This is a genomic window from Microbacterium marinilacus (genome assembly GCF_019753765.1).
GTDB lineage: Bacteria > Actinomycetota > Actinomycetes > Actinomycetales > Microbacteriaceae > Microbacterium > Microbacterium marinilacus.
The window spans coordinates 157,713-169,988 of record NZ_JAIJZW010000004.1 but is presented as its reverse complement, the minus strand read 5'-3'; the positions used below and the strand labels follow the sequence as shown (position 1 = coordinate 169,988).

Annotated in this window: 10 protein-coding genes; 6 read left to right on the top strand and 4 right to left on the bottom strand. The window is 71.3% G+C overall.

The genetic code is table 11. The features are described 5' to 3' along the window. Positions 1 to 31: 31 nt before the first annotated feature. Positions 32 to 949: a 3-methyladenine DNA glycosylase gene (locus K5S26_RS08550; RefSeq protein ID WP_246603818.1), complete on the top strand. Its 918-nt coding sequence runs from the start codon at positions 32 to 34 to the stop codon at positions 947 to 949. Here K5S26_RS08550 and K5S26_RS08545 read toward each other — a convergent pair. Next, entirely contained in the window at positions 883 to 1,299 is a 417-nt protein-coding gene (locus K5S26_RS08545) for a ribosomal maturation YjgA family protein (RefSeq protein ID WP_221857561.1), read from the bottom strand. The two genes, K5S26_RS08550 and K5S26_RS08545, sit on opposite strands and share 67 nt — an antisense overlap. A 197-nt stretch (positions 1,300 to 1,496) precedes the next feature. On the opposite strand from K5S26_RS08545, the gene K5S26_RS08540 reads away from it, so the two are divergent. The 3 genes from K5S26_RS08540 to K5S26_RS08530 all read left to right on the top strand — a co-directional run bounded on the left by K5S26_RS08540 (position 1,497) and on the right by K5S26_RS08530 (position 5,198). Then, entirely contained in the window at positions 1,497 to 3,164 is a 1,668-nt protein-coding gene (locus tag K5S26_RS08540; RefSeq protein WP_221857560.1) for an ABC transporter substrate-binding protein, read from the top strand. An 82-nt stretch (positions 3,165 to 3,246) separates the two neighbouring features. Next, a complete protein-coding gene (locus K5S26_RS08535; protein WP_221857559.1) occupies positions 3,247 to 4,248 on the top strand; it encodes an ABC transporter permease in 1,002 nt (333 codons plus the stop codon). Then, on the top strand, positions 4,245 to 5,198 hold the full coding sequence (locus tag K5S26_RS08530) for an ABC transporter permease (protein ID WP_221857558.1): 954 nt from the start codon (positions 4,245 to 4,247) through the stop codon (positions 5,196 to 5,198). The genes K5S26_RS08535 and K5S26_RS08530 overlap by 4 nt, the downstream gene beginning before the upstream one ends. Before the next feature lie 63 nt (positions 5,199 to 5,261). On the opposite strand, the gene K5S26_RS08525 is transcribed toward K5S26_RS08530, so the two are convergent. Further along, on the bottom strand, positions 5,262 to 6,932 hold the full coding sequence (locus K5S26_RS08525) for an ABC transporter ATP-binding protein (RefSeq protein ID WP_221857557.1): 1,671 nt from the start codon (positions 6,930 to 6,932) through the stop codon (positions 5,262 to 5,264). A 135-nt stretch (positions 6,933 to 7,067) separates the two neighbouring features. On the opposite strand from K5S26_RS08525, the gene K5S26_RS08520 reads away from it, so the two are divergent. Together K5S26_RS08520 and K5S26_RS08515 are read left to right on the top strand one after the other, a co-directional pair. Next, entirely contained in the window at positions 7,068 to 7,904 is an 837-nt protein-coding gene (locus K5S26_RS08520; protein ID WP_221857556.1) for a Cof-type HAD-IIB family hydrolase, read from the top strand. A 16-nt stretch (positions 7,905 to 7,920) separates the two neighbouring features. Continuing rightward, entirely contained in the window at positions 7,921 to 8,988 is a 1,068-nt protein-coding gene (locus tag K5S26_RS08515; RefSeq protein ID WP_221857555.1) for an FUSC family protein, read from the top strand. A 7-nt stretch (positions 8,989 to 8,995) separates the two neighbouring features. Here the strand turns inward: K5S26_RS08515 and fdhD are convergent, their stop codons facing one another. After that, positions 8,996 to 9,850 (bottom strand): formate dehydrogenase accessory sulfurtransferase FdhD, encoded by an 855-nt coding sequence (gene fdhD / locus K5S26_RS08510; protein WP_221857554.1) that lies wholly within the window; start codon positions 9,848 to 9,850, stop codon positions 8,996 to 8,998. A gap of 25 nt (positions 9,851 to 9,875) precedes the next feature. After that, positions 9,876 to 12,191: an FdhF/YdeP family oxidoreductase gene (locus tag K5S26_RS08505; protein WP_221857553.1), complete on the bottom strand. Its 2,316-nt coding sequence runs from the start codon at positions 12,189 to 12,191 to the stop codon at positions 9,876 to 9,878. Positions 12,192 to 12,276: the final 85 nt, after the last annotated feature.

Below are 12,276 nucleotides of genomic sequence, written 5' to 3'. Positions count from 1 at the left end.
TCGATCCGTGTCTCCGCAGCCCCCAGCCCCGATGCGCCTCACGCGCACGGAGTGGCGGGCCCGGGAGCGGGCGCATCGGGAACGCGCCGACGCCCTCACCGCGGAGCACCGCGAGCGCGCCTCCCGCGGCGAGACGCATCCCGTGTGGGACTTCCTGTTCACCTACTACTCCTACAAGCCCGCCGTGCTGCGCCGGTGGCACCCCGGCCCCGGCGTGGAGCTCGAGGACGCGGCCGACGAGCCGCGCGGGCAGTGGCGCTGGTACGCGCCCGGAGACGCCCCGCGCTCGCTCGTCGTCGATCGAGCGGCGTTCGAGCATGACAAGGCTCCACTGTGCAGGCTGGTGGAGATCATGCTGCGCCGCACCGCCGGTCGCCCGGGACGGTTCGACTGCTTCGGGCTGCACGAGTGGGCGATGGTCTACCGGCAGCACGAGCACCGCCATCCGGTGCCGTTGCGCCTCGGGCAGGAGTCCACGGACGCCGTCGTCGACGACCACGAGCTGCGCTGCACCCATTACGACGCGTTCCGCTTCTTCACCCCCGATGCCGTGCCGCGCAACCGCGACGCGCCCACCCGCGAGTCCCAGCCTCTGCTCGATCAGCCGGGCTGCCTGCACGCGGGCATGGACGTCTACAAGTGGGCCGTGAAGCTCGGGCCGCTCGTGCCGGGCGACCTGCTGCTCGACGCGTTCGAGCTCGCCCGCGACATCCGGCGGCTCGACATGGAGGCCGCGCCGTACGACCTGTCCGGCTGGGGCTTCGTCCCGGTGCGCATCGAGACCGCCGAGGGCAAGGCCGAGTACGTGCGGCGTCAGCGCGACCTCGCTGCGCGGGGCAACGCGCTGCGCGGCCGGATCCTCGACGCCTGGGGCCCGATCGATCAGCGCCGCAGCACCCTGCGCACGAGCGCGTCCCCGGCCCAGGCCAGCGCCACGCCCGCCGCGTAGAACACCAGGTCCGACACGGAGAACACCGTGCCGAACACGAGCATCGACGGCCGGAACGCCGAGCCCCACGCCGCCGGCAGTCCGGTCAGCTGCAACAGCTCGACCGCTACGCACCACGCGTAGGCGGCGCCCGCCGCCGCCCAGCCCGGCGCGCGCGGCGCGACGAACACGACGATCAGGTAGATGAGGACCGCGTACAGCGCGTCGCCTGCGGCGTCGGAGGCGAATCCGTCCGGGGCGAGCAGATGGACGGCGAGTCCCGCGACGACGACGCCGGCCCCTGCCCCGCACGCGGTCCAGCGGCGGGCGGCCGGGCGCGCGGCACTGCTCTCGTCGGTTGTCGGCGCCATCCGCAGCACTATAGGCGTCGTTCCTCCCGGCTCCCGCGGGCCGCGCGGGTCGCACGCGGGCCCGGCAGGCGCCCGGCCCGCGAAACACGATCGAGACACGGATGTAATCGACCGCCCGAGGCTCGACCACTAGGTTGACCCATATGCCCGGGCCCGAAGAGGGGCCTGCGGCACCTGCGTCCAGAAAGGTGCACAGCATGTTCCACACTGCACGGCGACGAGGTCTTGTCGCGGTGGCGGGTATCGCCGCAGCCGCGCTCGCCCTGACCGGCTGCGTCCAGAGCCAGCGCGACGATGACGGCGGTGGCGACGGATCCGACGCCGCGGTCGACTCGACCTTCACCTTCGCCTCGTCGTCCGACCCGGCGGGCCTCGACCCCGCCTTCGCGAGCGACGGCGAGACCTTCCGCATCTCGCGCCAGATCTTCGAGGGCCTCATCGGCGTCGAGCCGGGCAGCGCCGACCCCGCCCCGCTGCTGGCCGAGGAGTGGGAGCAGAACGACGAGGGCACCGCGTTCACGTTCTCCCTCAAGGAGGGCGTCACGTTCCACGACGGCACGGCCTTCGACGCCGAGGCTGTCTGCGCCAACTTCGACCGCTGGTACGCGTGGACCGGCGTGGCCGCGACCGAGAGCCTCTCGTACTACTACAACAGCCTCTTCGGCATCCCCGGCTCGGCCGACAACCCCCTCTACGATTCCTGCAGCGCCGATGACGAGCTGACGGCGACGGTGACCCTCACTCGCCCGTGGGCGGGCTTCATCGCCGCCCTGTCGCTGCCCGCCTTCGCCATGCAGAGCCCGACGGCGCTGGAGGAGTACGCCGCCGACGAGGTCGGCGGCACCGAGGACGCGCCCGTCTACAGCGAGTACGCGGAGGCGCACCCGGTCGGCACCGGTCCGTTCCGGTTCGAGTCCTGGGCGCCCGGCGACCAGGTCGTCCTCTCGGCCTACGACGACTACTGGGGCGAGCAGGGCCAGGTGCAGGAGGTCGTCTTCCGCGTCATCGACGACCCCACCGCGCGCCGCCAGGCGCTCGAGTCCGGCTCCATCGACGGCTACGACCTCGTCGCCCCGTCCGACACGGCGGCGCTCGAGGAGGCCGGCTACACGGTCATGCAGCGCGACCCGTTCACGATCCTGTATCTCGCCTTCAACCAGGCGGTCCCGGAGCTGCAGGACCCGCTCGTGCGCGAGGCGATCTCGCACGCGATCGACAAGGAGGCACTGGTCGAGCAGGTGCTGCCGGAGGGCACCGAGGTGGCGTCGCAGTTCATCCCGCCGGTCGTGAACGGCTGGAACGACAGCGTCACCACCTACGACTACGACCCCGAGCGGGCGCAGGAGCTGCTCGCCGAGGCGGGCCTGGAGGACGGGCTCACGCTCACGTTCAACTACCCCGTGAACGTCTCGCGGCCCTACATGCCGAACCCCGACCAGATCTTCGCCGCGCTGGCCAGCCAGCTCGAGGAGGTCGGCATCACGGTGGAGCCGGTGGAGAACGAGTGGGTCGACTACCTGGACCTCATCCAGGGCAGCGAGAACCACGGCATCCACCTGCTCGGCTGGACCGGCGACTACAACGACACCGACAACTTCGTCGGCGTCTTCTTCGGCCGCCAGTCGCTCGAGTGGGGCTTCGACAACCCCGAGCTGTTCTCGGCGCTCGACGAGGCGCGGCAGATCGCCGATCCGGACGAGGCCACGGCCGCGTACGAGGAGATCAACGCGCAGATCGCCGACTTCATCCCGGGCGTGCCGCTCGCGCACCCGGCGCCGTCTCTCGCGTTCGACGAGCGCGTCACGTCGTACCCCGCGAGCCCGGTGAACGACGAGGTGTACAACCTGGTCGAGCTCAGCGAGTAATCCCCGACGACAGACGGGTGCCGCGGGGTCGGCATGACCCCGCGGCACCCGTTCGCCGCCCCAGACTCACCGCAGGAGCACCGTGCTACGCACCATCGGCAAGAGGATCTTGCTTCTCGTCCCCACCCTGTTCGGCCTGACGATCCTGCTGTTCGCCTGGGTGCGCTCGTTGCCCGGAGGGCCGGCGGCCGCCCTCCTGGGAGAGCGGGCGACGCCCGACGCGGTCGCGCGCATCAACGAGGCGTACGGATTCGACAGGCCGCTCATCGAGCAGTACTTCACCTGGCTCGGCCGCCTGCTGCAGGGCGACTTCGGCGCCTCGATCAGCTCTCGGAGGCCGGTGCTCGAAGAGTTCGCGAACCGGTTCCCGGCGACGCTCGAGCTCTCGATCGCGGCGTTGCTGATCGCCGTCGCGATCGGCATCCCGGTCGGCTACTGGGCCGCCCGCAACTACGGTCGCGCCGCCGACCACGTCTCGGTCGCCGCCAGCCTCGTCGGCATCACGATCCCCGTGTTCTTCCTGGCCTACATCCTGAAGTTCGTCTTCGCGGTGCAGCTGGGATGGCTGCCGTCGGACGGCCGTCAGGACAACATCCAGGCGACGCGGGTCACCGGGTTCTACGTGCTCGACGGGCTGCTGACGGGTGAGCTCGACGCGTCCTGGAACGCGATCCTGCATCTGATCCTGCCCGCGATGGCGCTGTCGACCATCCCACTGGCGATCATCGTGCGCATCACGCGCGCGTCGGTGCTCGAGGTGATGAACGCCGACTACGTGCGCACGGGACGCGCGAAGGGCCTGCCGAAGCCGCAGATCCGCGACCGCTTCGTGCTGCGCAACGCGATGCTGCCCGTGGTGACGACGATCGGGCTGCAGGCCGGCCTGCTGATATCCGGCGCCGTCCTCACCGAGACCGTCTTCGCCTTCCACGGCGTGGGCGAGTTCCTCGCGACCGCGATCTTCCAGCGGGACTTCCCCGTGCTGCAGGGCTTCGTGCTGTTCATCGCCGTCGCGTACGCCGCGATCAACCTGATCGTCGACATCTCGTACAGCTTCATCGACCCGAGAGTGAGGATCCAGTGAGCGCTCCGGTCCTTCCCCCCGCCGGCGGCCTGGGCGGCGACGCCACGTCCGTCGACCACGCGGCCCTCGAGGCGCGCCGCAGCGGCGGATTCTGGCACGACGTGCTGCGCCGGCTTCGCCGCAACCCGACGGCCTGGATCGGCGCCGTCATCGTGGTGCTGTTCGTCCTCGTCGCGGCGCTCGCGCCCGTGCTGGCGCCCTACGGCGACCTGTCCGCGCCCGGACGCGAGCACATCCGTCCCACCTCGCTGCCGGGGATCGGCGAGCTGCCGGAGTTCCCGCTCGGCATCGACCGCTTCGGCGGGGACGTCCTGTCGAAGCTGATCTGGGGCGCGCAGGCGTCGCTCGTGATCGGCATCGTGTCCACCCTGTTCGGGCTCGCCGGCGGCATGTTGCTGGGCGCCCTCGCCGGAACGTTCGGCGGGTGGGTCGACAACGTGGTGATGCGCATCGTCGACATCCTGCTGTCGGTGCCGAACCTGCTGCTGGCGGTCTCCATCGCCGCGGTGCTCGGGCGCACGCAGCTCGCCGTGATGATCGCGATCGGCGCCGCGCAGGTCCCGATCTTCGCGCGGCTCCTGAGGTCGTCGATGCTGCAGCAGCGCGAGACCGACTATGTGCTCGCGGCGGGCACCCTCGGGCTCGGCCGCGGACGCATCACGATGACGCACGTCCTGCCGAACTCGGTCGGCCCCGTCATCGTGCAGGGCACGCTGACGCTCGCGACCGCCGTGATCGACGCCGCCGCCCTGTCGTTCCTGGGCCTCGGCGGCGGCCGCCCCGAGACGGCCGAGTGGGGGCGCATGCTCACCTACGCGCAGTCGGAGCTCGCGATCGCGCCCCAGCTCGCCTTCCTGCCGGGTCTGTGCATCATGATCACGGCGCTCGGCTTCACCCTGTTGGGCGAGGCGCTCCGGGAGGCGATGGATCCGCGCACGCGGGCACGCTGACGGCGTCGGCTCGGCCGGCCCCGGCCCCGGCGACGCGGGCCGGCCGCCGGCCCGCGAAGCGGCTCAGGAGGCGATGTCCAGCTCGTTGCCGGGGATCGACGCGAGAAGGTTGCGCGTGTAGGGGTCGCGCGGGTTGGTGAAGATCTCCTCGCTGGTCGCCGCCTCCACGAGACGGCCGTTCTTCATCACGCACACGTAGTCGCTGATGAGACGCACGACCGCGAGGTCGTGCGAGATGAACAGGTAGCTCAGTCCGTACTCGGCCTGCAGGTCGCCGAGCAGCCGCAGGATCTGGTCCTGGACGAGCACGTCGAGGGCGGACACGGGCTCGTCGCACACCAGTACCTCGGGCGACAGAGCAAGGGCTCGGGCGATCGCGACGCGCTGCCGCTGCCCGCCGGACAGCTCCGACGGGTAGCGGCGCGCGGTGTCCGCGGGCAGTGCGACCTGGTCCAGCAGCTCGCGCACCCGCTTCTGTCGCTCGACGCGCGACCCCCTCCCGTAGAACGCGAGCGGCTCCTCGACGATGCGCTCGATCGTGAACATGGGGTTGAGCGACGAGTACGGGTCCTGGAAGACCGGCTGCACCTTCTGGCGGAACTCGCGCTGCTCGGCGCGGCTGAGCGAGAAGACGTCCTTGCCCTCGAACCGCACGGTGCCGGAGGTCGGCTCGACGGCCTTCAGCAGCATGCGCGCGGTCGTGGTCTTCCCCGAGCCCGACTCCCCCACGATCGAGACGGTCGCCCCGCGCGGCACGGCGAGCGACACGTCGTCGACGGCGAGGAACGGCTCGCGCTGGCCGCGGATCCGGTACTCCTTGGTCACGTTCTCGAACTCGACGACGTGGTCGGGTGCAGCATCGGAGTCGGGCGCCGCTACGGGGCGATCGGCCGTCGTCGTGCGGAAGTCCTCCGGGCGCAGCCTCGCGGCCGCCACGGACGGGGCCGCCTGCACGAGCGACTGCGTGTAGGGGTGCTGCGGGTCCTCGAGGATCTGCCGGGCGGGCCCCTGCTCGACGACGCGCCCGCGGTGCATGACGACCACGTGCTGGGCGCGCTCGGCCGCCAGCCCGAGATCGTGCGTGATCATCAGCACGGCCGTGCCGAGCTCGCGCGTCATCTGGTCGAGCTGGTCGAGGATGGTGCGCTGCACCGTGACGTCGAGGGCGCTCGTCGGCTCGTCGGCGATCAGCAGGCGCGGGCGGCACGCCAGCCCGATCGCGATCAGGGCGCGCTGGCGCATCCCGCCGGAGAACTCGTGCGGATACTGCCGCGCCCGACGGGCGGCGTCCGGCAGGCCCGCCGCCGCGAGCGTCTCGACGACCTTCTCGTCGACGTCCTTGCGGGTGGCCAGCCCATGGGCGAGCAACGTCTCCCCGACCTGCGTGCCGATCCTCGACACCGGGTTGAGGTTCGACATCGGGTCCTGCGGCACGAGACCGATCTGACGCCCGCGGATCCCGCGCAGCTTCGCATCGGACGCGCCGACGAGCTCCTGGCCGTCGAACCGCACGCTGCCGCCCGTCACCCGGCCGTTGCCCGGCAGCAGCCCGATGACGGACATCGCCGTGGTGGACTTGCCGGAGCCGGACTCGCCCACGATCGCGACGGTCTGCCCGGCGCGGAGCGTCAGGCTCGCCTCGTGCACGGCCGTCACCGGTCCGTCCTGCGTGGAGAACTCGACCCGCAGACCCGAGATCTCGAGCAGCGGCACGTCTTCCGCGGTGTCCGTCATTCCCCCATCCTGCCGCGCGCGGCCCCTCCGCGCGCCTCCCATCCCGATCCGTAACCGGTACGTAACGCACGACGGTGCACACCACCCTCTGTCAAGCGCGCGACGTCCTCAGGGCCGATCCGGGAGGATGGAGGCATGACGACTCCCCCTCTCGGACTGCTGCTCGACGTCGACGGGCCCCTGGCCAGCACCGTGACCCGGTCTCTGCGCGTGCCGTCGATCGCCGACGACCTGGTGGCGATCGCCCGAGCGGGCTGCCCCGTCGTGTTCAACACGGGCCGGTCCGACGCGTTCCTCGCCGAGCAGGTCGTCCCAGTGCTCGTCGCCGCCGGTCTTCCGAGCGATGCTCCCGTGTGGGGCATCGGTGAGAAGGGAGCCACATGGTTTCCGGTCGTCGACGGCGCGATCGGCGAGGTGCAGGAGGACGACGCGCTGCGCGTCCCGGAGCGGCTGGTGCGGGCCTGCCGCCGCATCGCCGACCGTCATCGCGACCTGATGTTCTGGGACGAAACGAAGCGCACGATGGTGTCCCTCGAGCAGAACGTCGAGGCCGACAACGCGACCTACCTCGACCGTCAGCCCGCGGTCACGGCCGAACTCGACGCGGCGATCTCCGACCTCGCGCTCGGCGACGAGTTCCACACCGTGCCATCGATCATCTCGGTCGACCTGGAGCACCGAGACGCGGGCAAGGCCATCGGTGCGTCGCGGGCCGTCCGCCTCGTCGGCGAGCGGATGGGCGTGCCACGCCGCTGGTTCACCGCCGGGGACTCGACCGGAGACTACGACATGGCCGCCTGGCTCCACGACGCCGGCTATGACGCGACGCATCTGGACGTCCGTCCGGACGGCGACCAGCCGAACACCCCCTACGCGGTCCTGCGCGAGATCCCCACGTTCGCCGAGGGGCACGCCGAGGACGACATCACCGCCGCGTACCTGGCCCAGTGGCGCGCGGAGGTCGCGGTCTGATCCCGCCGGTTCGCGGATGAGCAGGGTCCGGACGCTCCTTCCCTCGGTCTGGCGCGGGCTGACCTACGGCCCTCGCGTCGCGCTCGCGCTGCGCACCGCCGTCGCCGCGGGCGTGGCCTGGTACCTCGCGCCCTCCGTGCCGTTCGCCGAGAACGAGTACTCCTACTACGCGCCTCTCGGCGTCCTGGTGAGCATGTACCCGACTCTCGCGCGCTCGGCCCGCTCCGGTATGCAAGCGCTCGTCGGTCTCGCCCTCGGGATCGTCCTCGGCTTCGGCGGGATCGGCCTGGTCTGGCTCGGCGCTCCCGGCATCGTCGCCCTCGCTGTCGTCGTCGGGGTCGGCGTGTGGCTCGGGGGCATCGAGCCGCTGCAGGTGGGCCGCGAGTGGATCGCCATGGCAGGCCTGTTCGTCCTGCTCCTCGGAGGCCCGACGCCGGACGACTTCTCGGTGTCGTACCTGGTCACGATGGCCTTCGGCGTCGCCGTGGGCCTCGTCGCCAACCTTCTGCTGGTCCCGCCGCTGCGTCTGCAGCGCGCGGCGGCACGGCTCTCGGAGCTGCGCGACGCCCTCGCGCGTCATCTGCACGACATCGCCGAGGCCGTCGAGAGCGGCAGCCTCATGGCGGACGACCTCGACGCCGCGGCACTCGAGCTGGACGGCACCATCGCCCAGGTGGCGGAGGCCGTGCGCGACGCGGATGAGAGCAGCCGCGCCAACCCGCGGGCGCGACGGCACGTCGACGACCGGGACCTCAACCAGCAACGGCTCCGCGCGCTCCGCAGCGCCGTGTTCTCCGCCCGCGATCTCGCCGACATGCTCGCTCGCGCCGATGCCGAGCACAGGGCGTCGCTCCCGGAGGGCGCGTGGTCGCGACTCGCGGAGGCGATCCGCGGCGTCGCCGACCTGACGGCGCAGCCGCCCGGCGACGAGGGCACCGCCGAGCGGCTGCGGCACGCCGAGGCCGCCCTGGACCGCTACACGTCCACGTTCGACGCGCACGCACAGCCGTCGCAGCTCATCGACGACCTCGCGATCGCCGTCTGCGTGCGCCGGATGATCGACGCGGCACGTCCGTTCGCGTGAGAGGTCGCTACGCGACGCCGGCGGCGACCGGCACGACGACCCGCTCTGCGCCCGCGTAGACGTTCATCGTCTCGCCCCGGAGGAAGCCCACGAGCGTGAGGCCCTGCTCCGTCGCCAGCTCCACCGCGAGCGAGGACGGCGCCGACACGGCCGCCAGCACGGGGATCCCCGCCATGATCGCCTTCTGGGCGAGCTCGAAGCTCGCCCGGCCGGACACCATCAGCACGTGGCGGCGCAGCGGCAGCCGGTCGTTCAGCACGGCCCACCCGACGACCTTGTCGACGGCGTTGTGACGCCCCACGTCCTCGCGCAGCACGACGAGCTCGCCCGTCTCCGCATCGAAGAGGCCCGCCGCATGGAGCCCGCCGGTCTTCTCGAACACGTCCTGGTGGGCGCGCAGCTCGTCGGGCAGCGCGGCGAGCATCTCGGCGGTGACACGCACGTCGTCGACCGACACGTCGTGGGCCGACACCGTCGCGACCGCTTCGATGCTGGCCTTTCCGCACATCCCGCACGAGCTCGTCGTGTAGAAGTTCCGCGCCAGGTCGGTGCTGGGCGGCTCCACCCCGGGGCCGAGCGCGACGTCCAGCACGTTGTACGTGTTATCGGCACCGCCGGTGCCCGGTCCGCCGCAGTGGATCGCGGACCGGAAGTCGCCGCCGGTGCGGACGACGCCCTCCGACACCAGGAACCCGGCGGCGAGCTCGACGTCGTGGCCGGGGGTGCGCATCGTCACGGCGAGAGGCTCGCCCGCGATGCGGATCTCCAGCGGCTCCTCGACCGCGAGCGTGTCGGGGCGACGAGAGGTCCGTCCCGACAGCGCGATCTTGACGACCGGACGCCTCTGCGTGATGCGGCCCATGATGATCCGATCCCTCCGGTGCTCGTCAGACGGAGGCGACGCGCTTCTCGAGTCGCACGACCACGGCCTTCGACGTCGGCGTGCCGCTGACGTCGGCGGTCGAGTCGAGCGGCACCAGCACGTTCGTCTCGGGGTAGTAGGCGGCGGCGTTGCGGCGCGGGGTGTCGTACGGCACGAGCCGGAACTCCTCGGCCCGACGCTCCTCGATCCCCGAGGGGCCGTTCCACTCCGAGACGAGGTCGACGATGTCGCCCTCCGCGAACCCGAGCTCGCGGATGTCCTCGGAGTTGATCAGCACCACCCGGCGCCCGTCGTGGATGCCGCGGTACCGGTCGTCCTTGCCGTAGATCGTGGTGTTGTACTGGTCGTGCGAGCGCAGCGTCTGCAGCAGCAGCCGCCCCTCGGGGATCACGGGGTACTCGAGCGGGTTCGCCGTGAAATTGGCTTTGCCGTTCTCGGTCGTGAAACGCCGCTCGTCGCGGGGACCGTTGGGCAGGAAGAACGTGCGCCCCTTGTCGATCCGCTCGTCGTAGTCCTCGAAGCCGGGGATCACCCTCGAGATGTGCCCCCGGATGGCCGCGTAGTCGCTCTCCAGCCCGTGCCAATCGGCACGCGGCGCGTCGTCGCGGTCGGCGAACACCAGCTCGCAGAGGCGGGCGAGGATCGCCACCTCGCTCAGGATGTCCTCCGACGGTGGTGCGAGGCGGCCGCGGGAGCCGTGCACGGCGCCCATGGAGTCCTCGACCGTCACGCGCTGGTCCCGGCCGCCGCGCCGGTCGCGATCCGTGCGACCCAGCGTGGGCAGGATGATCGCGCGACGCCCGTGCACGACGTGCGAGCGGTTCAGCTTGGTGGAGACCTGCACCGTGAGGCCGACGTTCGCCATGCCCTGCTCGACCACGCGCGTGTCGGGGGTGGCGCTGACGAAGTTGCCGCCCATCGCCATGAACACCTTCACCTTGCCGTCGCGCATCGCGCGGATCGCCTCGACCGTGTCGTAGCCGTGCTTCCGGGGCGAGGCGAACTCGAACTCGCGGTCGAGGGCCTCGAGGAACGCCTCGGCCGGCTTCTCGTAGATGCCGACGGTGCGGTCGCCCTGGACGTTCGAGTGCCCGCGGACGGGGCAGACGCCCGCGCCCGGGCGGCCCATGTTGCCCTGCAGGAGCAGGACGTTCACGACGTCGCGCAGCATGGGCACCGAGTGCTTGTGCTGCGTGAGCCCCATGGCCCAGCACACGATGGTCGACTTCGACGTCCGGACCTGCTCGCCGATCTCGCGCAGACGCTCCTCGCTCATCCCGGTGGCCTCTTCGAGGGCCGCCCACGGGACGTCCCCGACCTGCGCGGCGTACTCGGCGAAGCCCGCCGTGTGGGCGTCGATGAAGTCGTGGTCGAGCACGCCGCCGTCGCGCGCCTCCGCCTCCAGCAGGTGCTTGCCGATGGCCTGGAACAGCGCCTGGTCGCCGCCGAGGCGGATCTGCACGAAGTCGTCCGCCAGCTTCGTGCCGCCGAGCAGCACGCCACGCGGCGTCTGAGGGTTGCGGAACTGGAACAGGCCGGCCTCGGGCAGCGGGTTGACCGCGATGATCCGCGCGCCCTTGTCCTTCGCCTTCTCGAGCGCGCTGAGCATGCGCGGGTGGTTCGTGCCGGGGTTCTGGCCCGCGACGATCAGCAGATCGGCCTCGTGGATGTCGGTGATCGACACCGTGCCCTTCCCGATGCCGAGCGTCTGGTTCAGCGCGGATCCGCTCGACTCATGGCACATGTTCGAGCAGTCGGGCATGTTGTTCGTGCCGAGCCCCCGCACCAGCAGCTGATAGAGGAACGCCGCCTCGTTCGACGTGCGACCCGAGGTGTAGAACACGGCCTCGTTCGGGTCGTCGAGCCCGCGCAGGGCGGTCGCGACCTCGGCGAGAGCCGCCTCCCAGCTGATCGGGCGGTAGTGCGTCCCGCCCTCTTCGAGGACCATCGGCTCGGTCAGCCGGCCCTGCTGCCCGAGCCAGTAGTCGTCGTGCTCCTCCAGCTCGGCGACGCTGTGCTGGGCGAAGAACGAGGCGCCCACCCGGCGGAGGGTGGCCTCCTCGGCCACCGCCTTCGCGCCGTTCTCGCAGAACTCCGCGGCATGGCGCCGGTCCTCTTCGGGCCAGGCGCAGCCGGGACAGTCGAATCCGGACTTCTGGTTCACGCGCAGCAGCGTCTGGGCGCTGCGCACCACACCCATCTGCTCGACGGAGATCTTGAGCGCGTGCAGCACGGCGGGCACGCCCACGGCATAGTGCTCGCGCTCGTCGACGCGCAGTCTCGTCTCGTCGATGTCCTCGGTCGGGGGCTTCGTCGCCATGCCGCCATGGTAGACCCGCTCGCAGCCGGGCGCTCCGCGACGGCCCGCCGAGTGGAATCCGCGATCGACCCATCCGATCCCGCGG

What these genes read in the sequence shown, in the direction of transcription:
- K5S26_RS08550 (WP_246603818.1), top strand. Translation starts at nt 32, where the DNA reads ATGCGCCTCACGCGCACGGAGTGGCGGGCCCGGGAGCGGGCGCATCGG.
- K5S26_RS08545 (WP_221857561.1), bottom strand. Translation starts at nt 1,299, where the DNA reads ATGGCGCCGACAACCGACGAGAGCAGTGCCGCGCGCCCGGCCGCCCGC.
- K5S26_RS08540 (WP_221857560.1), top strand. Translation starts at nt 1,497, where the DNA reads ATGTTCCACACTGCACGGCGACGAGGTCTTGTCGCGGTGGCGGGTATC.
- K5S26_RS08525 (WP_221857557.1), bottom strand. Translation starts at nt 6,932, where the DNA reads ATGACGGACACCGCGGAAGACGTGCCGCTGCTCGAGATCTCGGGTCTG.
- K5S26_RS08520 (WP_221857556.1), top strand. Translation starts at nt 7,068, where the DNA reads ATGACGACTCCCCCTCTCGGACTGCTGCTCGACGTCGACGGGCCCCTG.
- K5S26_RS08515 (WP_221857555.1), top strand. Translation starts at nt 7,921, where the DNA reads ATGAGCAGGGTCCGGACGCTCCTTCCCTCGGTCTGGCGCGGGCTGACC.
- fdhD (WP_221857554.1), bottom strand. Translation starts at nt 9,850, where the DNA reads ATGGGCCGCATCACGCAGAGGCGTCCGGTCGTCAAGATCGCGCTGTCG.
- K5S26_RS08505 (WP_221857553.1), bottom strand. Translation starts at nt 12,191, where the DNA reads ATGGCGACGAAGCCCCCGACCGAGGACATCGACGAGACGAGACTGCGC.